Origin of the sequence: Mesorhizobium sp. M0601 (genome assembly GCF_040320845.1) — a bacterium.
Lineage (GTDB): Bacteria > Pseudomonadota > Alphaproteobacteria > Rhizobiales > Rhizobiaceae > Mesorhizobium.
Window position 1 is genome coordinate 123,578 of the sequence record NZ_JAMYQK010000003.1, and the last position, 20,701, is coordinate 144,278.

A 20,701-nucleotide genomic window follows, 5' to 3' on the forward strand; every position below is an offset into this window, starting at 1 on the left:
CCGCGATGCACATCCTCACCACCACATCCGCCTCGCTCGACGATCTCGCCGAGCCTGTCGATCTCAGGCAAACGCCTGCGGATGTCGTGGCGCTGTCCTTCACCGACAGCGACCTGGCCGGGCTGGCGGCGGCGTGGAAGGCAGATGCGCACCGCCTGCCGTCGATGCGGCTCGCCGCCTTGCGCGACCTGCGCCATCCGATGTCCGTCGACCTGTGGATCGACAGCGTCGCCCGCCACGCCAAGGTCATTCTGGTCCGCATCCTCGGCGGCTATGACTGGTGGCGCTATGGCTGCGACCAGCTCGCCGCTATCGCGCGAAATCGCGGTATCAAGCTGGCGCTGCTGCCGGGCGAGAGCCACGACGAGGATTTGCGGCTGATCGAAGGCTCGACGCTGCCGCGCGAGGAGTTGGACGCCCTGCTTGGCTACTTCCGCGAGGGCGGGCCGGCAAATATGACGGCGCTGGTGCAGAGGCTGGCAAGTCTCGCTGGATCGGGTGCGGCGGTAGCCGAACCTGTTAGCGTGCCAAAGGCGGGATTTTACGAGCCGGGACTGGGGGTCGTAGAACGCGGTGTCCCCCTCCCCCTCGAGGGGAGGGCCCGGCCGCAGGCCGGGGGTGGGGTCCTCTCCGAAGCGCGCCTGCACAAAACGTCGAGCACTGCCGTGACGACCCCACCCGGCCCTGCGGGTCCCCTCGAGGGGGAGGGGGACGTCGTGCCAATTCTCTTCTACCGTTCGATGCTGCTCGCGGCCGATGTCGCGCCCATCGACGCGCTTTTCGAAGCCCTGCGCCACCGCGGCATGGCTCCCGTGCCTATGTTCGTCTCCAGCCTCAAGGACCCGGCGTCGCTCGCCTTTGTCGCAACCGCGCTCGCAACCCTGAAGCCTGCCGCCATCATCACCGCCACAGCTTTCGCCTCGGGTGCCGAGCCCGGCGTTGAAACCCTGTTCGACCGCGCCGGCGTGCCCGTGTTCCAGGTCATCGTCGCAACCACCCGCCGCGACATCTGGCAAACCAATCAGCGCGGCCTGGCGCCCGCCGACCTTGCCATGCATGTCGTCCTGCCCGAGCTCGACGGCCGCATCCTGGCCGGCGCCATTTCATTCAAGGGCGAAAGCGAAACCGACCCGGCGCTGGCCTTCCGCGCCTTCGCCAACCGGCCTGAGCCCGACCGCGTGGCGCAAGTGGCGAACCGTGTCGAGGCCTTCGTGCGCCTGCAGCGGACGCCGCGTGCGGAGCGCAAGCTCGCCATCCTGATCCCCGACTATCCGAGCGCCCCCGGTCGCACCGGCTACGCGGTTGGTCTCGACGTGCCGTCCAGCGTCCTGGCAATGCTGCACGACCTCAGCGAACAGGGCTACGCCGTTGAAAGCATTCCGCAAACGCCGCGCGAGTTGCTGGAGACGCTGGAAAAGGGCGGCCATGGGCTGGCATTGAAGGAGTATTTGACCTTCTCGACGGAATTGCCGCCGTCGGCCATCGCTGCGGTGGAAGCCGCATGGGGAAATCCAGAAGATGAGACAGGTTTGTGCGAGGCACCCCCCTCTGTCCTGCCGGACATCTCCCCCTCAAGGGGGGAGATTGGCAGTTCCGCCACCGGCTCTCCCTTAAGGCCCTCGGTAATTGGCGAAAGTAGAGACAACAGCGCAATCTCCCCCCTTGAGGGGGAGATGTCCGGCAGGACAGAGGGGGGCGCGACAGAACGCCAACCTTCGCTGCTGGTCAGCGAAAAACAATTCGCCTTCCGCACAGCCATCTTCGGCAACGTCACCGTGGCACTCGCCCCTGACCGCGGGCGCTCAGCCGACCGCCGCGCCGACTATCACGACCCGACGCTGCCGCCGCGCCATGCGCTGGTCGCCTTTGGGCTCTGGCTGCGCAAGTCGCTCGGCATCCATGCAATTGTCCATGTCGGCGCCCATGGCACGCTGGAGTGGCTGCCCGGCAAGACCGTGGCGCTCAGCGAAAACTGCTTTCCCGAGATAGTCACCGGTCCCCTGCCCGTCATCTATCCCTTCATCGTCTCCAACCCGGGAGAGGCAGCGCAGGCCAAGCGGCGCATTGCCGCCGTCACGCTCGGCCATCTGCCGCCGCCGCTGACCGGCGCCGGGCTGGACGAAAACCAGCACAGGCTTGAACGACTGGTTGACGAATATGCCCAGGCCGACGGGCTCGACCGCCGCCGCCGCGACCGCCTGGCGAAGCTGATCGTCGAGACGGCGGAAAAGACCGGCCTCGCCTCAGAGGCAGGCGTCGCGAGGACCGATGCGGCCGACGAGGCTTTGCGCCGCATCGACGCCTGGCTCTGCGATCTCAAGGATTTCGCCATCAAGGACGGCCTGCACATTTACGGCCGCTCGCCGGAAGGCGAGGCTGATCCGTTGTGGCGGCAAAGCGCGGCAGCTGAAAAAACCGCGCTGCTTGCCGCCCTCGACGGCCGCCACGTCGCTGCCGGTCCGGCCGGTGCGCCGGCGCGTGGCCGGAGCGATGTGCTGCCGACCGGCCGTAATTTGTTTACCGCCGACCCGCGTACCATGCCGACGCCGACCGCCTATGATCTGGGCAAGATGGCAGCGGAAGAAGTGGTCCGCAGCTACATGCAATCGCATGGCGACTGGCCGCGCTCGCTGGTCATCGACCTGTGGGGCTCGGCCTCGCTGCGCACCGGCGGTGAGGAGATCGCGCAAGGACTGGCGCTGATGGGCTGCCGGCCGCAATGGGATTCCGCCACCGGCCGCATTACCGGCATAGACGTGCTGCCGCCGGCAACACTCGGCCGTCCGCGCATCGATGTCACCTGGCGCATATCGGGCCTGTTCCGCGACATGTTCCCGACCCAGATCGCGCTGATCGACGCCGCGGCCAACGCGGTGGCGACCCGCGACGAGGACGATTCGGAAAACCCGCTCGCCGCTAGGACCCGCATCGACGGCAAGATCAGCCCGCGCATTTTCGGCACCTCGCCGGGCACTTACGGCGCGGGCATCGAGGACTTGTTGTCGAGCGGCGACTGGGCCGCGCGCGAAGAGATCGGCCGCACGTATCTCGCCGCCACCTCGCACGCCTATGGCGGCTCCGAGGGCGAAGGCATTTCGGCGCCCGGCGCTTTTGAGGGCCGCCTCGCCGAGGCCGACCTTCTGGTTCATACCGGCGACGACCCCGGCCGCGACATCCTCGAAGGCTCGGCCGACGTCGCCTTCATCGGCGGCTTTTCGGCAGCGCTTGCCGCGCTCGGCAAGAACGCCGACGTGATCGTGCTCGACACCACGGACCCGCAAAGACCGAAGCCGCGCTCGATCAGGGAGGCCGTGTCGCGCGTCGTGCGGGCACGCGCGGTCAACCCGCGCTTCATCGCCGGCCAGATGCGTCATGGCCCGCGCGGCGCCTCGGAATTCGCCGAGACGGTCGACCGGCTGGTCGGCTTTGCCGAGACTACCCATGCCATATCGGGCACGCTGATCGAGGCGATGCACGACGCCTATCTTGGCGACCCCGTGGTGCGCGCCTTCATCCTGCGCGAGAACCCGGCGGCGGCAAAGGTGATTGCCGAGCGTTTGCTGTCGGCACGGCGGCGCGGGCTCTGGCATCCGCTGCGCAATTCGATCGATGACGATCTCACCGCACTGATTGCCGAAGCGCAAGCTCTGGGAGTGGCGGCATGAACGCTTTCTCGCGCCGTGGCGCCTGCCCTGCCTTGTCCGCGCCGATGCAGACCGGCGACGGGCTGCTGGTGCGGCTCAATCCGGTCGCTGGAGGACTGTTGCCGAAATCGTTGATCGGACTCTGCGAATCCGCCTTGCGCCATGGCAACGGTATCATGGAAGTGACCGCCCGCGGCAGCCTGCAGATCCGCGGCCTGACGCCGGCAAGCGCGCGGCTGCTGGCGATGGAGGTCGATGTGCTCGGCATCGCGGTGCGCACCGGCGTGCCGGTCGAGACCGGCCCGCTGGCCGGGCTCGACCAGGAGGAGATAGCCGACCCGCGCCCAATGGCGCAGCGGATTCGGGCGGCAATTGAGGACGCCGGTGTTACGCAACGCCTTGGCCCGAAGGTGTCGGTGATTGTTGACGGCCGCGGGCAACTGACGATGGATGCGGTTACGGCCGATGTCAGGCTGGTCGGGGTGCGGGCCGCCGACGGAATTAAGTGGCGGGTATCGCTCGCCGGAGATGCGCAGGGTGCCACGCCGCTGGCGATGTCCGAGGAAGATGCGGCTTGTGACATCGCCGTCGCCATTCTCAGGATGGTTGCCGAAAAGGGCCGCGATGCCCATGCGCGGGATTTGACGGCGAGGCAGCTGAGATCTCTCGCAAGTTGGCGATCCGTCGCGCCCCCCTCTGTCCTGCCGGACATCTCCCCCACAAGGGGGGAGATCGGCAGCTTCGCCGGCGGCTTCCCCCCAGCACCTTCGGCGATTGGCGAAATCGGAGACGAAGGCGCAATCTCCCCCCTGGAGGGGGAGATGTCCGGCAGGACAGAGGGGGGCGCGAAGGATCGCCGGCCCATCGGAGTTTTCGATCTGGCAGCCGGCAGTACCTCCCTCGGCATCGGCCTGCCGTTCGGCAGCATACCAGCGCAAAAACTTATCGATCTCACCCAACACGCCCTCACCCTCGGTACCACCGAAATCCGCCTGGCGCCGGGTCGCGCGCTGCTTTTGCTTGGCCTCTCCCCAGCCGCATGTCTTTCCCTCCAGAAGACCGCCGCAGCCCTCGGCTTTGTCACCGACGCAGCCGACGCGCGCACCAGGATCGCCGCCTGCCCCGGCGCACCCGCCTGCGCCTCCGGCCGCATCGCCACCCGCGACATCGCCGAGATCATCGCTACAGAAAACCGCGACATCCTCGATTCCTCCTTAACGCTGCACATCTCAGGCTGCGCTAAGGGTTGCGCCCATCCCGGTCCGGCGCCGCTGACCCTGGTCGGCGGCGAAAACGGAGCCGGACTTGTCGTGGACGGGACGGCAAAGGCATTGCCCGCCGGATACAGGCCGGGCTACGACGCCGCGCACGGCATCGGCCGCGTTGCAGCGGCGATCCGCAGCGCACGACATCCCGGCGAAACCGCTGCCGCCTGCCTGGCGAGGCTCGGCGCGGCCGGCATCACCGAAATCTATCGACAGGAATGAGCATGCCCGCCCAGAACGCCTACGACTACATCCATGACGGCACGGCGATCTACGAGCGCTCCTTCGCCATTATCCGCGCCGAGGCCGACCTGTCGCGCTTTTCCGAAGCCGAGGCCGAAATCGCTATCCGCATGATCCACGCCTGCGGCCAGGTCGACGCTGCGCGACACTTCGTTTTCTCGAGCGATTTCGTCGCCGCCGCGCGCACGGCGTTGGGGGCCGGCGCGCCGATCTTCTGCGACGCGCAGATGGTCTCGCATGGCGTCACGCGCGCCCGGCTTCCGGCCGGCAACGAGGTGATCTGTACGCTGCGCGATCCACGGACAGCCGACATCGCGAGAAAGATCGGCAACACCCGCTCGGCCGCGGCGATCGACCTGTGGGGCGAGCGCATGGCCGGTTCGGTCGTCGCCATCGGCAATGCGCCGACAGCCCTTTTCTATCTGCTGGAAAAGCTGCGCGACGGCGCGCCGAAGCCGGCGGCGATCATCGGCATGCCGGTCGGGTTTGTCGGTGCCGCCGAATCGAAGGATGCGCTGGCCGAAAATTCCTATGGCGTGCCTTACGCCATCGTGCGCGGCCGGCTGGGCGGCAGCGCCATGACCGCCGCCGCACTCAATGCATTGGCGAGGCCGGGCCTATGAATACGATTGCAAAAGGCAGGCTTGTCGGCGTCGGCACCGGACCCGGCGACCCGGAACTCTTGACGCTGAAGGCAGTGCGCGCGCTGGCCGAGGCCGATGTCGTCGCGCATTTCGCTAAGCGCGGCAACAACAGCAACGCGCGCGCCATTGTCGGCGCGCATTTTCGCCCTGATCTGATCGAACTGCCGCTGCTCTATCCGGTGACGACCGAGATCGACAAGGACCACAGCGATTACCGGTCGCAGATAACGGATTTCTACGAGCAGTCGGCCGAAAAGGTCGCCGAGCACCTCAGCGCCGGCAGGATGGTCGCGGTGCTTTCGGAAGGCGATCCGCTTTTCTACGGCTCCTACATGCATCTTCATGTCCGGCTGGCGCACCGCTTTCCGAGCGAAGTCATTCCCGGCGTCACCGCCATGTCCGGCTGCTGGTCGGCGACCGGCCTGCCTATCGTCCAGGGCGACGACGTGCTGACGGTGCTGCCGGGCACCATGAGCGAATTCGAGCTGACGCGTCGCCTCGCCGACACCGACGCTGCGGTGATCATGAAGGTCGGCCGCAACCTGCCCAAGATCAGGCGCGCGCTGGAGGCAACCGACAAGCTGGCGCGGGCCATCTATGTCGAGCGCGGCACCATGCCGGGCGGCGTCTCGATGCGGCTGGTCGATAAAAAGGACGACCAGGCGCCTTATTTCGCCATCGTGCTGGTGGCCGGCTGGTCGGGCCGGCCAAGCGCATTGAAAGCCGAAGCATGAGCGGCCGCCTCACTGTCATCGGCCTCGGGCCCGGCAACGCCGACCAGGTGACGCCGGAGGCAAGCCGTGCCGTTGCCGAGGCAAAATTCTTCTATGGCTATAAACCCTATCTCGACCGGCTCGATCTGCGTCCCGACCAGATTCGCGTCGCTTCCGACAATCGCGAGGAACTCGCGCGCTCCAGGGACGCGCTGCTGAAGGCTGTGGAAGGCCACGATGTCGCCGTCGTGTCGGGCGGCGATCCCGGCGTCTTCGCCATGGCCGCGGCCGTCTGCGAGGCGATGGAGGCGGGCCCACCCGAATGGCGCGCGGTCGACATCGCCATCGTGCCCGGCATCACCGCCATGCTCGCCGTCGCCGCCCGCATCGGCGCGCCGCTCGGCCATGATTTCTGCGCCATCTCCCTGTCCGACAATCTGAAGCCGTGGGATCTGATCGAGCTACGCCTGCTGGCGGCAGCCGGCGCTGGCTTCGTAATCGCGCTCTACAACCCGATCAGCAAGGCGCGCCCATGGCAGCTAGGCCGCGCCTTCGAATGCCTTGCTGCGATCCTGCCCGGCACCACGCCGGTGATCTTCGGCCGTGCCGCCGGCCGCCCCGACGAGCGCATCGAGGTTTTTCTGCTGGCCGACGCCGATGCCGCGAAGGCCGACATGTCGACCTGCATCATCATCGGCTCGCCGGAAACCAGGATCATCAAGCGGGGTGACAAGGCCGCGCTGGTCTACACGCCGCGTTCGGCAACGGGCCCAAGAACATGACCGACCAGAACATGATCGACCATCTCGCCAAGAGATTCGACGGTCTCAGCCGACGTGACGTCCGGCAGCGCCGGCCTGCGGATCATCACCACCTCGATTCCCAGCGCTCGCGCCGCCGCGATCTTGCCGTAGGTCGCCTCGCCGCCGCTGTTTTTGGAAACAACGACTTCGATGTGGTGTTGCAGAAGCAGTGCATGTTCGTCGACTTCCCGAAACGGCCCGCGCGCCAAGAGATAGGTCGCATCGGGCACAGCGAGCCTGGGCTCGACCGGGTCGACACTGCGGATGAGATAATGATGCTGGGGAGCGGCCTTGAAGGCAGCGACCTCCTGTCGCCCGAGCGCCAGGAACACGCGGCGCGGCACCGATCCCAGAGCCGTCACCGCGCTGGCAACGGTGTCGACCAACATCCAGCGATCACCTTCGACCGCCTCCCATCCGGGACGCCTGAGCGCAACGATAGGCACGCCGGTCATGCGCGCTGCTTCCGCCGCATTGGCAGAGATTCGCGCCGCATAGGGATGCGTGGCGTCGATCAGCAGGTCGATCTTGTTCTGGCGGAGATACGCCGCCAGCCCGCCGGCACCGCCGAAGCCGCCGACCCGCACCGGCACCCCCTGCGCGGCCGGGTTTTCGGTGCGGCCGGCCAGCGACAGCATGACCGAAATATCCGCGCGCGCGGCCAGCTTTCCGGCCATTTGCCGGGCTTCCGTGGTTCCGCCGAGGATCAGAATGCGGTGGGTCGTCATGCCTGCTGAAGCTCCGCGCGGCGCCAAGCTCACCTCAAAGTGGCTCACGATCATCGGCATCGGCGAGGACGGTGTAGCGGGTCTCGGCGACGAGGCCAAGCGGTTGATCGCGGAGGCCGAATTCGTCTTCGGCGGCAAGCGCCACCTTGCCCTCGTCGCGTCGCTCGCCAAAGGTGAAGCGCGCGCCTGGCCGACACCTTTCGATGCCGAGATGCGCGACGTGCTGGCGCTCTCCGGCAGACGCGTCTGCGTGCTGGCCTCCGGCGATCCCCTCTACCACGGTGTCGGCGTCACCCTCGCCCGCAAGGTCGCGGCAGAGGGTATGCGGGTGATCCCCGCGCCCTCGGCCTTTTCGCTGGCCGCCTCACGCCTGGGCTGGGCGCTGCAGGACGTCGAGACCATTTCGCTGCATGGCCGCTCGCTCGACCTGATCCGGCCGTTGCTGCATCCTTGCACCCGCATTCTCGCGCTGACCTCGGACAGCGATGCACCGGGAGCGATTGCCCGTCTCATGACCGAACTTGGCTTCGGCGCTTCGCGGTTGATGGTGCTGGAGGCGCTGGGTGGGCCGAACGAAAGCCTGCGCTCGGCGAGCGCCGGCACTTTCGACCTCGAAAAGATCAACCCGCTCAACGTGCTCGCGATCGAAGTTGAATCGACTTCGCAAGCACGCATCCTGCCGCTGACACCGGGACTTGCCGATCATTTGTTCGAGCATGACGGCCAGATCACCAAACGCGAAGTGCGCGCCATCACCCTGTCCGCTCTCGCGCCAAGACGCGGCGAACTGCTGTGGGACATCGGCGCTGGATCGGGCTCCATTGGCATCGAATGGATGCTGGGGCATCCCTCCATGCGCGCCATTGCCGTTGAGGCTGATCCGACCCGCGCCGCGCGCATCCGACGCAACGCCGCGGCTTGCGGCGTTCCCAGTCTCACCGTCGTCGAAGGTTCGGCACCGCAAGCTCTTGCCGGGCTGGAGACGCCCGCGGCGATCTTCATCGGCGGCGGCGGCAGCGATGCCGGCGTGCTGGAAGGAGCCATCGATGCCTTGCCTGCCGGCGGCCGCCTCGTCGCCAATGCGGTGACCCTGGAGATGGAGGCGCTGCTGCTTTCCCGTCACGCCGCGCACGGCGGCCAGCTCGCCCGCATCGCTGTATCCCGTACTTCGCCGGTTGGTTCGATGCAGGCCTGGCGGCCGGCTATGCCGGTCACTCAATGGAGTTGGGTCAAGCCATGATGGTCGCGGGCATCGGCAGCCGCAAAGGCGTCAGCGCAACGGACGTGCTTGCCGCGGTAGAAACCGCGCTGGAGGCGCACGGGCTTGCCCTGCCCGCGCTTTCGGCCCTCGCGACCGCGTCTCTCAAGCAGGATGAGGCGGCAATCTTCGACGCCGGACGCGAACTCCGCCTTCCGGTGATCGTTGTCGGGCAGGACGAACTCAAAGCCGCATCTACGACCAGCCGTTCCGACCTATCGCAGGAGCATGCCGGCACGCCGTCAGTTTCCGAAGCCTCGGCGCTTGCCGCCGCCGGCAAAGGCGCAAAACTGCTCGGGCCGCGCACCGTGCTCGGTGCTGTCACTTGCGCCATCGCCATCAGCGGAGAGGCGGCATGACCGTTCACTTCATCGGTGCCGGCCCGGGTGCTGCCGACCTCATCACCTTGCGCGGCAGCCGCCTGCTCGGCAGTTGTCCCGTCTGCCTCTATGCCGGATCGATCGTCGCGCCCGAGCTGTTGCAGCACTGCGCGCCCGGAACGAGGTTGATCGACACCGCGCCGATGTCGCTCGACGAGATCGAGGCCGAATATCTGGCCGCCCACGCGGCCGGCAATGATGTCGCCCGCCTGCATTCCGGCGATCTTTCGGTGTGGAGCGCCGTTGCCGAGCAGATCCGCCGGTTGGAAAAGCACGGCATTCCCTACACGCTGACGCCGGGCGTGCCGTCATTCGCCGCTGCGGCGGCAGCGCTGCGCCGCGAGCTGACCATTCCAGAAGTCGCGCAAAGCCTGGTGTTGACCCGAATCTCCGGCCGCGCCTCGAAAATGCCGCCCGGCGAAACGCTGGCCGGCTTCGGCCGCACCGGCGCCACGCTGGCCATCCACCTTGCCATCCACGCCATCGACCGCGTCGTCGCCGAGCTGACGCCGCATTGCGGCGCCGACTGCCCGGTCGCGGTCGTCTTCCGTGCCTCCTGGCCGGACGAGCGCGTGCTGACCGGCACGCTGGCCACCATCGAGGCGCAATTGGCCGCCGATCCGATGGAACGCACGGCAATCATCTTCGTCGGCCGCTCGCTGGCGGCCGAAGGCTTTGGCGAAAGTTCACTGTATGACGCGCATTACCAGCGGCGCTTTCGCGGACGGGACGGATTGTGAGCGGCAGCAATAGAAACACTACGGTCGAGCAGGCGCTCACCCGGCTGAACTTCAAGCCGCGCCAGCTGGAGCCCGGTCACGTCTGGCTAGCCGGTGCCGGCCCTGGCGATCCCGGCTGCCTGACGCTGGAAGTGCTGGCCGCCCTCGGACAGTGCGACGCGCTGGTTTATGACGCGCTGGTCTCGCCCGCGGTCGTCGCCGTCGCCGAGGGCGCGGAACTGTTCTATGCCGGCAAACGCGGCGGCAAGCCGTCGATGAAGCAGGACGACATAACCGCTCTGCTGGTCCGGCTGGCGCGCGCGGGCCGGCGCGTCGTCAGGCTGAAGGGCGGCGACCCCTATATTTTCGGGCGTGGCGGCGAAGAGGCGCTGGCGCTGGCCGGGGAAACTATCCCGTTCCGCATCCTGCCTGGCCTGACGTCCGGCCTCAGCGCGCTGGCCGCGACCGGCATTCCCGGCACCATGCGCGGCATCAACAAGGCGCTGATCCTGGCGACCGGCCATGCCGCCGGCACCGATGATGATCTCGACTGGGCGGCAATCGCTCGCACCGGCCAGCCGGTGGTCATCTATATGGGTATGGCCAACCTGCCGCTGATCGCCGCTTCGCTGCTCGAGGGCGGCCTGCCATCTTCGACGCCCGCCGCGGCCATCGTTGCCGCGACGACGCCGCAGGAGCGTATCGTCGTCGCCACGCTCGCGACGATTGCCGAGGAAACGGCCGCAGCCGGCTTGACCTCGCCGGCGCTGATCGTCGTCGGCGGGATCGTCGGGATGCGCGCGGCACTGGCGGGTGAGCCATGACCCGCGCCATCATCATCGGCGCGCCGCGCTCGGGCTCGGGCAAGACCAGCGTCACCATCGGCATTTTGCGCGCACTTGCCCGGCGCGGCCTGAAAGTGCGCGGCGCCAAATCCGGCCCGGACTATATCGATCCCGGCTTCCACACCGCCGCCACCGGGTTGTCCGGCATCAATCTCGACAGTTGGGCAATGCCGCCCGCCCTGCTCAACGCACTGGCCGGCGAAGCGACCGAGGACGCCGACTTCATCTTCCTCGAAAGCGCCATGGGCCTGTTCGACGGGATCCCTGCTGCTCCGGGCCGTTCCGGCTCGGCCGCCGATCTCGCCCGGCTCTATGGCCTGCCGGTGCTGCTGGTGCTCGACGTCTCCGGACAGTCGACCACGGCGGCGGCCGTCGCCAAGGGCTTTGCTATTTATGACCCCGATGTGCGCATGGCCGGGGTCGTGCTCAACCGGCTGGGCAGCGAGCGCCACCGCCGGCTATGCGGCGATGCCATCGAGGCACTCGGCCTGCCTGTCGTCGGCGCTATCCTGCGCGATCCCTCGCTCAACCTGCCCGAGCGCCATCTCGGCCTCGTCCAGGCCGGCGAATATGAGAATCTGATGGCGCATCTCGACCGGCTGGCCGACATGGTCGAGCGCTCGCTCGACCTCGAGGCCATCATGGCGCTGGCGGCGCCATTCACGCCCGCGCCGGGCAATTTCGGCGATGCGCTGCCTCCCCCCGGCCAGCGCATTGCACTCGCCGAGGACGCCGCCTTCACCTTCCTCTATCCGCATGTCGCCATGCATTGGCGCAAGGCCGGCGCCGAGATCGTTCCGTTCTCGCCGCTCACCGATGAGGCGCCTGGCGACGATTGCGATGTCTGCTGGCTGCCCGGCGGCTATCCCGAGCTTCACGCCGGCCGCCTCGCCGCCGCCGCGAATTTCAGGGCGGGCATGGCGAGGTTCGCCGCCACGCGGCCGGTGCACGGCGAGTGCGGCGGCTTCATGGTGTTGGGCGAAGCGCTCGAGGACGCGTCGGGCGAGACGCATCGGATGCTTGGCCTCCTCGGTCATTCGACCAGCTTCGCCAAGCGCAAGATGAATCTCGGCTACCGCGAGGCGCGGCTGCGCTCCGGCTGTCCGCTCGGCGGCCAAGGCACGCTGATCCGCGGCCATGAATTCCACTACGCGCAGATGATTGCGACCGGCAATGACGAGCCGCTGGCCGACCTCGCCGACGGTCAAGGAAATCCGCTCGGCGCCTCGGGCTACCGGCGCGGCAATGTCAGCGGCACGTTCTTCCATGCCATTGCGAGGGGCGGATGAAGGCCTCGCAACAGCAAATTCTCGATGATATCGCGCTTTGCCTCGTCTTCTTTACCCGGCTGCCGCTGCCGAGAGCCGACTTCCGTGGCCGCAGCCTTGCCGCTGCGATCTGGGCTGCACCCGTTGCCGGTCTCGCCGTCGCTCTGGTCGGTGCGCTGGTCTACGCCGGCGGCACGAGGCTCGGCCTCGCCGCTGGCCCTGCTGCAGCGTTGGCCCTTGCCGCGATCTTGCTCGCTACCGGCTGCCTGCATGAGGACGGGCTTTCGGATGTCGCCGACGGATTTGGCGGCGGCAAGACACGCGACAAAAAGCTGGAGATCATGCGCGACAGCCGCATCGGTGCCTACGGCGCTTGTGCACTTGCTGTCTCGCTGCTGATCCGCTGGAGCGTGCTCTCTGGATTCGCCGGCCCGGCTCATGTCTTCTGGGCCCTCATTGCCGCGCATGCCGCGTCGCGCGGCCTGCCCTCCGCCTTCATGCACCTGCTGCCACCGGCCCGCAGCGACGGCCTCTCGATTGATGCAGGCGCAGTCACGGCCGAAACCGCCGGTATCGGTACCGTACTCGGTGCGATCGCGCTGCTGGCGCTTGGGTTCGGCGCTGCCGTTTTCGCGATCATCCTGCTCGGTCTGTTATTCGCCGCCTTCCGCGCGCTTTGCCTGAACCAGGTCGGCGGCCAGACCGGCGACACCGTCGGCGCCCTTCAGCAGCTGGGCGAGATCGCAATCCTGCTCGTCGCTTCCGTTTCCCTTTCCTGACTCTGTTTCGGAGATTTTGCCCCCATGCCTTTCAAATCGCTCGATGAACTGCGCGCCGCCTGCCTCGACCTGCCCACTGGCAGCGATGCCGCCGCAAATGCCGTCGCCCGGCGCCAGGACACGCTGACCAAGCCGCAAGGCAGCCTCGGCCGGCTGGAGACAGTAGCCGCCTGGCTGGCGCGCTGGCAGGGCCACGACATGCCAAAGCTCGACCGCGTCAAGGTTTTCGTCTTTGCCGGCAACCACGGCGTCACCGCGCAAGGCGTGTCGGCCTTCCCGTCGGAGGTCACCGTGCAGATGGTGGCGAATTTCGCCGGTGGGGGTGCTGCCATCAACCAGCTTGCCCGCATTGCCGGCGCCGAACTCGACGTCATCCCGCTCGACCTCGACCGCCCGACCGGCGACTTCACGCAAGAGCCGGCGATGGACGACGAGGCCTTCCTCGCCGCCGTCTCCGCGGGCTACGACGCGATCAGCAAGGAACTCGACCTCGTCTGCTTCGGCGAAATGGGCATCGGCAACACCACGCCGGCGGCGGCCATCTCGACCGCGCTGTTCGGCGGCGGCGCGGAGCGATGGACAGGGCGTGGCACCGGCGTCGACGACGCCGGCCTCGTGCGCAAGATCGTCGCCATTGAGGCCGGCCTGAAGCGCCACGCCCCGGCGCTAGCCGACCCCCTGAAAGTAGCGGCAGCCCTCGGCGGCCGCGAGCTCGCGGCGATCCTTGGTGCGACGCTGGCTGCGCGCCACCTAGGCGTCCCGGTGCTGCTCGACGGCTTCGTCTGCACCGCCGCCGCCGCACCCTTGGCGAGATTGCACTCTGCCGGCCTCGCTCACACACTGGCCGCTCACGTCTCTGCTGAATCCGGCCATCGCCGGCTGCTGGAGGCACTCGGCCTGCCGCCCTTGCTCGACCTCGGCATGCGGCTCGGCGAAGGCTCCGGCGCCTGCCTCGCAGTCAACATTGTTCGTTCAGCCCTAGAATGCCATACGCGCATGGCAAGCTTTGAAGAGGCTGGGGTCTCGGAGAAGTAAGGTGGAGCCAAGCGCGGATCGCTTTGATGAACAAACGCTCACAGATCTTCGGAGACCCCAAACAGGGGCTTCGCGATATTCTTGCTCGGATCATCAGAGATTTCGACAGCAAGAGCGGCGCTTTTGCCGGGCTGAAATACAATTCGCCGTGGATACTCGCCACCGAGGATTGGGCAGAGCGATCGGGCCATACGGTCGAAGAGCTATGCGAGATGATTTCTCAATGGCGAATCTCAATCTTTTCTGGCGAGCAGACAGACCCGAGCATCGTTCAGATTTTTGAAGATCTTCGCAGCGCCGCGGAAGATTGGCGAACCGAGACAGACTACATCGATCCACCCCTTCCCTTCGATCCTGAAGAGGCAAAATTCCCCAATCGCAAAGAACTGAAAGCGCATACCCTCAGGGCTTGGGGATTCTTTGGGATTATCGACGCAGTGGCATAGCTATGATGCCAAGGACCTTAGGTTCTGCGGAATTTTTGAGAACAGATTTGGTCACGATGTTACAGTCATAATGACCTTTAAGCTTGGATATGGTGGGCCTATCCGGCTGGATTTTCACTTTCCTTACTACGCAGACGATGAACCTACATCCTTTGGACTGGGCGGTCTCTCGGGCGAGGCGCTATTCAATGCACTTCGACTGCCCAGGCATCCTGAACTCGAATGGATCGCAGGCAAGAGCAAAACAAACTTCGATGCCGTCGACGGCGTGATAGCCATAACGCGAGCAATCCTGACCTATCTGAGGCCCACCATCCAATAGTCGGGCGAGCCGACCGCAGCTGGCTGATACGTGCAAACCTGCAAAACGCCGTCTCGCGTTCCCAGCTCGTTAAGGTCCTTCCACCAAATCCTGGAGATTTTTGGTGGGTGCGCACAGGATTGAACTGTGGACCCGCTGATTAAGAGTCAGCTGCTCTACCAACTGAGCTACGCACCCACTCGGCCGGCAAAACCGGCGTTGGCGGGCATATAGCCGCCGATATCCGCCATGTCCAGCCCCGCGGGATTCATTTCCCGACAAATCGCCGAAGTGCCGCGCCCGTCAAACAAAAAGCCTGCCTTCAGCCACCTTCACCGCATGGCCGCCGATGCGGGCGGCCGCCAGTTTGCCGCCTTCGACATTCAGTTCGAGGCGAATGCGCGAAGGCCGGCCCATCTCCAGCCCCTGCTCGATCCACAGTTGTGAAACGCCGTCCGTCGGGCCGTCGAAATGCATGATCGCGCCGGCGAAGGCGGCCGCCGCTGAGCCGGTCGCCGGGTCTTCGTAGGACGGATTGCCGGGCACCATCATGCGGACATGGAAGGCGCTGTCGTGATGCACCGTCTCGCGGCAATAGACATAGGGGCTGGCGAAGGCCCATTCGCTCTTGCGTGGTGCGAGCTCCGACCAGGCCTGGTTGTCCAGCCTGATCCGGGCGGCCGCCTCCAGATTGGCGACGGGGATGGTCACGTAGGGCACGCCCGCCGACCAGAACGAAACGCGGTGGTTCTCGAAGCCGATCTCGTGCGGCCCAAGGCCAAGGGCCGCGCCGATCGCCTCGGGATCGGCCGACAATGCCAGCTGCGCCGGCAGTTTCGCCAGGTCGAACTCGGCAAAGGTCGAACCGTCGTGCTTGCTGACAGCGCAGCGCACCGGGCCAATATTCTCCTCGAGCACGAAGATGCCGGCGGCCTCTCCCGCAATTTCGGCGAGCGCTATCGCCGAGCCGACGGTTGGGTGGCCGGCGAACGGCATTTCATAATCGGGCGTGAAGATACGGATGCGGGCCCGGTGCTTCGGGTTGTCCGGCGGCAGCACGAAGACGGTTTCGGACAGGTTGAACTCGCGCGCCACCGCCTGCATCGTCGCAACGTCCAGCCCATCACAGTCGAGCACCACGGCCAGCGGATTGCCGGCCAGCCGGTTGGTGGTGAATACGTCGTAAAGCAAGTAATTCCGCGGCTGCATCTCAGTAAGTCCTCTGCCTCATTCCAAACATGAGCGAAATTTAATTTGAATTTTGAACCATAAGGCCTGATTTGTGCACCGATGGGATATCACTGAACATAGGGGTCCGGCGTGGACCAGATTGTCAATCTGCCAAAGACGGAATCCGCTTCCGCTATCGAGACGGCGCTCGGGCTCGACCACCAGGGCCTGAAGACAAAACGCCGTCGCGGTTGGGGTTACGCAGTGTTCGCACTGCTTGCCGTCGCCGCGAGTGTCGTCGGCTACCAGTGGTATGCGGGCTCGCCCGCCAAGATCGAGTATACCACGACACTGGCCGCCATGGCCGACCTTACCGTCGCCGTTTCGGCTACCGGCGCGCTGCAGCCTCTCACCCAGGTCGATATTTCCAGCGAACTCTCCGGCGTCGTCCGCTCGGTTTCGGTCAACGAGAACCAGCTGGTGAAGAAGGGCGATGTGCTGGCCGCGCTCGACACCGCAAAGCTGGAGGTGCAGATCGAGCGCGCCCAGGCCTCCGCCAAGGCAGCGGCGGCGAGCGTCGAGGACGCCACCGTGACCCTGGCCGAAAACGAAAAGGCGCTGGTGCGCGCGGCGCAACTGACCAAGCGCGGCATGGCGACGGACCAGTCGCTCGAAGCGGCAACCGCCACCCGCGACCGCTCGAAGGCGGCGCTTGATATCGCCAAAGCCAACCTCGCCATGGCCAATGCCGATCTCAAGGCGCAACAGACGGATCTTGCCAAGAGTACCATCTACGCTCCGATCGACGGCATCATACTGACGCGCTCGGTCGACCCCGGCCAGACGGTCGCCTCCTCGCTGCAGGCGCCGGTGCTGTTCGTCATCGCCGCGGATTTGAAGAACATGGAATTGAAGGCTGCGGTCGACGAGGCCGATATCGGCGCCGTCAAACCCGGCCAGCATGCGCGCTTCACCGTCGACGCGTTCCCCGAACGGCCATTCGACGCCGAAATCCGCGACATTTCCTATGCCTCGGTCACCACCGACGGTGTCGTTACCTACGATGCAAGGCTCGACGTCGACAATAGCGAGGTTCTGTTGCGGCCCGGCATGACAGCCACCGCCTCGGTCGTCACCAAGCAGGCCAAGAACGTGCTCACCGTGCCATCGATCGCCTTCCGCTACCGGCCGGCGCAGACGGCGGAGCGCGGCTGGAGCCTCACCGACCTGTTCACCGGCCGCATGGGACGCCCCGGCGGCAACCGCCAGCACCAGGCGGCGGCGAAGCCCACCGACGGCTCGCGCACGCTCTACGTGCTGGAGAATGGGCGGCCGCATCCGGTCAACGTCAGGGTCGGCTCGACAGACGGAGAACTGACCGAGATCGTCTCCGGCCTGGAGGAAGGCGCGCAAGTCATTACCGCCTCGCAGCAGCGGAGCTGATCGTGGCATCGGGCGCGACCACCCTCATAGGCTTCGACAAGGTCTGGAAAAGCTATGGCCAGGGCGAAGCCCGGGTGCATGCGCTGGCCGGCGTCGACCTCGCCATCAGGCGCGGCGAATTCATCGCCATTATGGGCCCGTCCGGTTCGGGCAAATCGACGGCCATGAACATCATTGGCTGCCTCGACACGCCGACCGCTGGGACCTACAGCTTCGAAGGCATCGACGCCGGCCGTCTCGATCGCAATCGCCGCGCCGTACTGCGCAACCTCTATGTCGGCTTCGTCTTCCAGGGCTACAACCTCTTGCCGCGCACCACGGCGGCGGAGAATGTCGAACTGCCGCTGATCTACCGCGGCGTTGGTGCCCGCGAGCGTCGCGGCCTTGCCATGCAGGCGCTTGCCGAGGTCGGCCTTGTCGGCCGCGAGCATCATACGCCAGCCGAGCTGTCCGGCGGCCAGCAGCAGCGCGTGGCGATCGCCCGCGCCATCGTCACCAGGCCGACGCTGCTCGTTGCCGACGAGCCGACCGGCAATCTCGACACCGCACGCACGCACGAGATCATGGAACTCCTGACGCAGCTGAACAGCGAGCTCGGGCTGACTATCGCCATGGTCACGCACGAAGCCGATGTTGCCGGCTATGCGCAGCGCACGATCCGTTTCCTCGATGGCCATGTCGCCTTGGACACAGCCAATCTCGAGATGGCCTAGCCATGATCTGGGAAACCGTTCGCCTCTCGCTCCGCTCCATCCGCCGCAACGTGCTGCGCTCGTTCCTGACGCTGCTCGGCATCGTCATCGGCGTCGCCGCCGTCATCGCCATGCTGACCATCGGCTCGGGCACCACCGAGAAGGTCAAATCCGACATTTCCAAGCTCGGCAGCAATCTGCTCGTCATCCGTTCCGGCCGTCCGGCCGGGCCTGGCGGACCTGGAGGGCTCGATCAGGTCATCCGACCGCTGGGCGACAAAGATCTCGCAGCGCTTGTCGCGCATCTGGACGGCGCGCGTGCCATCTCGCCGGCGTCGCAAAAGCAGGTGCGCGTCATTTTCGGCACCGAAAGCCTGACCTCGGGCGTCACCGGAACCGACAGCGTCTATCTCGATGCCCGCGACTGGAATCTGGTTTCGGGCCGTCCGTTCAGCGATTCGGAAACCCGCTCGGGGACCGGCGTCTGCCTCATCGGCGAGACGGTGCGCCAGCAGTTCTTCGGCGCCGGCGACCCTGAAGGCGAGATCATCCGCGTCAACCGCACTTCCTGCAAGATCATCGGCTTGCTCGAACCGAAGGGCTATACCGGTTTCGGCCAGGACCAGGACAATGTCGTGCTGATGCCGCTCGCCGCCTATCAGCGTCGCATTGCCGGCAATCGCGACATCGATTCGATCTATGTCGCCGCCGACGACCGTACGCCAACCACGGTGCTGCAGCAGCGAGTCGAGGACATCTTGCGCGACACACGCCGCATCACGCCCGACCGCGACGATGATTTCTCGATCCGCGACATGACCCAGATCGCCGATGCCATGGCCAGCGCGACCACCACCATGACTGGCATGCTCGGTGCCGTCGCCGGCGTCAGCCTGCTCGTCGGCGGCATCGGCATTATGAACATCATGCTGGTGTCGGTAACCGAGCGCACGCGCGAGATCGGCATCAGGCTCGCCATCGGCGCCCACGAAAAGCACATCCTCATCCAGTTCCTGGTCGAGGCAACCGTGCTGTCGCTGCTTGGCGGCATCATCGGCATCCTGATCGGCCTGGCCCTTGCCGGCCTCGCCTCGCTGACGCTGACGATCCCGTTTGCGCCAAGCCCGGCGGTCATCCTGCTTGCTGTCGGCTTTTCCGCGCTGATCGGCATGGTGTTCGGCTTCTTCCCGGCGCTGCGCGGCGCGCGGCTTAACCCGATCGACGCGCTGAGGCATGAATAGGCATTGCAGCAAGTGTCGCCTCCAGACGCTGCCAATTTTTTATGCAACCTGCCCTTGTCGCAGCACATTCTGCAATGATAACAATGCTGTTGGGGACTAAGGGGGGAACAATGGATGAGCAAGAAAGCGCGACTGGCTCTGGCGATTGTGATCGTCGAAGCCGCCTTGGCAGGGCTTTGGTGGAATTTGATCCTTTATGGGATGGAGAATCCCGATCGCGTCACCGCTGACTTCCAGCAGGTAATTGGGCAGACGATGGGAACAGCGATGGGGGCGCTCCTGGGTCTCGGCGTGCTGTTGTATTTTGTTGCCGCCCGCAACGACCGCAAGGCTATTGAAGGTAGGCTACGGCGTTAGAGTTGGAAACCTTGCTCGCTCGCAAAGTGCCATTCGATCAGCGGTCTCATATGCGGCATCAGCCCGTCCGGCAGATCGGCGGCATTGCGGATGATTACAGGGCCTTCGATTTCAGGCTCTGATTCGGCGGCGACGAATGCACTGATCCGCTGTGCGAGGTCGTCGGCGGAGGCCGTCTCGCGGTAGCGGCGAAAGATCACCGTGCCGGTTGCCGTCGACAGGGCGTAATGGCGCCTGCCGCGTGTCGCACCTGATAGATCGAGCCCGGTTTCCTCCAGTACCTCGCGGATCATGTTGAAGTCGACGTCAACAATGCCGTCGCGGAAATCGGTTGGCTCGAACGAACCGGCGGCGAAGTAGACGCGCCCGGCATTGACCGTATGCGGTGCCATACGGATCGCCACCAACGCGTTGTCGCCGGCGACTAGCATGGCGTGCGCGTAGGCATGTTCGGCGCCAGGCACCTGTCGATTGCTGCGCCAAAGCATGAAGGTCGAATAACGCACCGCATGGCAACGGCCGACTAGGCGATTGTCGCGATAGCTGAGAGCGGAAAGCAGCACCACGGTGCCGTCGAAAAGCGCCGGCTTGGCCGCGGTCTCACGCCGCCAGTTCGCCGCGATCGCGTCGGCATGATCGCGCTCGAACGGATGCGGGCCGGAATCGAGCCTGACGTCGATGGCATCGACCGGCAGGATGACGTTGCGCGGCAAATCGAAACTCACGC

Annotated in this window: 21 protein-coding genes and 1 tRNA gene; 18 read left to right on the forward strand and 4 right to left on the reverse strand. The window is 66.0% G+C overall.

Features of this window, described 5'->3' with window-relative positions; translation table 11 throughout:
• Positions 1–5: 5 nt before the first annotated feature.
• Genes NKI41_RS04695 through NKI41_RS04715 form a run of 5 tightly spaced genes read left to right on the forward strand, consistent with a single transcriptional unit; the run spans position 6 to position 7,291 of the window.
• Positions 6–3,665 (forward strand): cobaltochelatase subunit CobN, encoded by a 3,660-nt coding sequence (locus NKI41_RS04695; RefSeq protein ID WP_352681680.1) that lies wholly within the window; start codon positions 6–8, stop codon positions 3,663–3,665.
• Positions 3,662–5,131: a precorrin-3B synthase gene (gene cobG / locus NKI41_RS04700; RefSeq protein WP_352681682.1), complete on the forward strand. Its 1,470-nt coding sequence runs from the start codon at positions 3,662–3,664 to the stop codon at positions 5,129–5,131. The genes NKI41_RS04695 and cobG overlap by 4 nt, the downstream gene beginning before the upstream one ends.
• Positions 5,128–5,775, forward strand: a complete 648-nt coding sequence (locus tag NKI41_RS04705) for a precorrin-8X methylmutase (protein WP_502895661.1) — start codon at positions 5,128–5,130, stop codon at positions 5,773–5,775. The genes cobG and NKI41_RS04705 overlap by 4 nt, the downstream gene beginning before the upstream one ends.
• On the forward strand, positions 5,772–6,530 hold the full coding sequence (locus NKI41_RS04710) for a precorrin-2 C(20)-methyltransferase (RefSeq protein ID WP_352681686.1): 759 nt from the start codon (positions 5,772–5,774) through the stop codon (positions 6,528–6,530). Before NKI41_RS04705 ends, NKI41_RS04710 begins: the two co-directional genes overlap by 4 nt.
• Positions 6,527–7,291, forward strand: coding sequence for a precorrin-3B C(17)-methyltransferase (locus tag NKI41_RS04715; RefSeq protein ID WP_352681688.1), 765 nt, complete (start codon positions 6,527–6,529; stop codon positions 7,289–7,291). The genes NKI41_RS04710 and NKI41_RS04715 overlap by 4 nt, the downstream gene beginning before the upstream one ends.
• On the opposite strand, the gene NKI41_RS04720 is transcribed toward NKI41_RS04715, so the two are convergent.
• Complete coding sequence (locus NKI41_RS04720) at positions 7,255–8,040, reverse strand: cobalt-precorrin-6A reductase (protein WP_352681690.1); 786 nt, start codon at positions 8,038–8,040, stop codon at positions 7,255–7,257. The two genes, NKI41_RS04715 and NKI41_RS04720, sit on opposite strands and share 37 nt — an antisense overlap.
• Here NKI41_RS04720 and cbiE point away from each other — a divergent pair.
• The 9 genes from cbiE (at position 8,039) to NKI41_RS04765 (ending at position 15,092) form a co-directional block, all read left to right on the forward strand.
• Positions 8,039–9,280: a precorrin-6y C5,15-methyltransferase (decarboxylating) subunit CbiE gene (cbiE, locus tag NKI41_RS04725; RefSeq protein ID WP_352681692.1), complete on the forward strand. Its 1,242-nt coding sequence runs from the start codon at positions 8,039–8,041 to the stop codon at positions 9,278–9,280. The two genes, NKI41_RS04720 and cbiE, sit on opposite strands and share 2 nt — an antisense overlap.
• The gene (locus NKI41_RS04730; protein WP_352539604.1) at positions 9,277–9,657 is read left to right on the forward strand and encodes a cobalamin biosynthesis protein; all 381 of its coding nucleotides are present in this window, start codon (positions 9,277–9,279) and stop codon (positions 9,655–9,657) included. Before cbiE ends, NKI41_RS04730 begins: the two co-directional genes overlap by 4 nt.
• The gene (cobM, locus tag NKI41_RS04735) at positions 9,654–10,418 is read left to right on the forward strand and encodes a precorrin-4 C(11)-methyltransferase (RefSeq protein ID WP_352539603.1); all 765 of its coding nucleotides are present in this window, start codon (positions 9,654–9,656) and stop codon (positions 10,416–10,418) included. Before NKI41_RS04730 ends, cobM begins: the two co-directional genes overlap by 4 nt.
• A complete protein-coding gene (gene cobA, locus NKI41_RS04740) occupies positions 10,415–11,221 on the forward strand; it encodes a uroporphyrinogen-III C-methyltransferase (protein WP_352539602.1) in 807 nt (268 codons plus the stop codon). The genes cobM and cobA overlap by 4 nt, the downstream gene beginning before the upstream one ends.
• Positions 11,218–12,531, forward strand: coding sequence for a cobyrinic acid a,c-diamide synthase CobB (locus NKI41_RS04745; RefSeq protein ID WP_352681695.1), 1,314 nt, complete (start codon positions 11,218–11,220; stop codon positions 12,529–12,531). Before cobA ends, NKI41_RS04745 begins: the two co-directional genes overlap by 4 nt.
• Entirely contained in the window at positions 12,528–13,289 is a 762-nt protein-coding gene (cobS, locus tag NKI41_RS04750) for an adenosylcobinamide-GDP ribazoletransferase (RefSeq protein ID WP_352681697.1), read from the forward strand. The genes NKI41_RS04745 and cobS overlap by 4 nt, the downstream gene beginning before the upstream one ends.
• A 24-nt stretch (positions 13,290–13,313) precedes the next feature.
• Positions 13,314–14,324 carry a nicotinate-nucleotide--dimethylbenzimidazole phosphoribosyltransferase gene (cobT, locus tag NKI41_RS04755; RefSeq protein WP_352681699.1) on the forward strand — a complete coding sequence of 337 codons (1,011 nt, stop codon included), beginning with the start codon at positions 13,314–13,316 and terminating at the stop codon, positions 14,322–14,324.
• Between the two features lie 26 nt (positions 14,325–14,350).
• A complete protein-coding gene (locus NKI41_RS04760) occupies positions 14,351–14,770 on the forward strand; it encodes a hypothetical protein (protein ID WP_352681701.1) in 420 nt (139 codons plus the stop codon).
• 70 nt (positions 14,771–14,840) lie between these two features.
• Positions 14,841–15,092, forward strand: coding sequence for a hypothetical protein (locus tag NKI41_RS04765; protein WP_352681703.1), 252 nt, complete (start codon positions 14,841–14,843; stop codon positions 15,090–15,092).
• 101 nt (positions 15,093–15,193) lie between these two features.
• On the opposite strand, the gene NKI41_RS04770 is transcribed toward NKI41_RS04765, so the two are convergent.
• Positions 15,194–15,269: transfer RNA gene (locus tag NKI41_RS04770), tRNA-Lys, on the reverse strand.
• Between the two features lie 105 nt (positions 15,270–15,374).
• A complete protein-coding gene (locus NKI41_RS04775; protein WP_352681705.1) occupies positions 15,375–16,280 on the reverse strand; it encodes a PhzF family phenazine biosynthesis protein in 906 nt (301 codons plus the stop codon).
• Between the two features lie 111 nt (positions 16,281–16,391).
• Between NKI41_RS04775 and NKI41_RS04780 the strand changes: the two genes are divergently transcribed.
• The 4 genes from NKI41_RS04780 (at position 16,392) to NKI41_RS04795 (ending at position 19,974) form a co-directional block, all read left to right on the forward strand.
• Positions 16,392–17,684: an efflux RND transporter periplasmic adaptor subunit gene (locus NKI41_RS04780; RefSeq protein ID WP_352681707.1), complete on the forward strand. Its 1,293-nt coding sequence runs from the start codon at positions 16,392–16,394 to the stop codon at positions 17,682–17,684.
• 2 nt (positions 17,685–17,686) lie between these two features.
• On the forward strand, positions 17,687–18,397 hold the full coding sequence (locus NKI41_RS04785; RefSeq protein ID WP_352681709.1) for an ABC transporter ATP-binding protein: 711 nt from the start codon (positions 17,687–17,689) through the stop codon (positions 18,395–18,397).
• A 2-nt stretch (positions 18,398–18,399) separates the two neighbouring features.
• Positions 18,400–19,617 (forward strand): ABC transporter permease, encoded by a 1,218-nt coding sequence (locus NKI41_RS04790; RefSeq protein ID WP_352681711.1) that lies wholly within the window; start codon positions 18,400–18,402, stop codon positions 19,615–19,617.
• A 114-nt stretch (positions 19,618–19,731) separates the two neighbouring features.
• Positions 19,732–19,974, forward strand: a complete 243-nt coding sequence (locus NKI41_RS04795; protein ID WP_023720771.1) for a hypothetical protein — start codon at positions 19,732–19,734, stop codon at positions 19,972–19,974.
• Here the strand turns inward: NKI41_RS04795 and NKI41_RS04800 are convergent.
• On the reverse strand, positions 19,971–20,699 hold the full coding sequence (locus tag NKI41_RS04800) for a hypothetical protein (RefSeq protein ID WP_352539593.1): 729 nt from the start codon (positions 20,697–20,699) through the stop codon (positions 19,971–19,973). The genes NKI41_RS04795 and NKI41_RS04800 overlap by 4 nt on opposite strands.
• Positions 20,700–20,701: the final 2 nt, after the last annotated feature.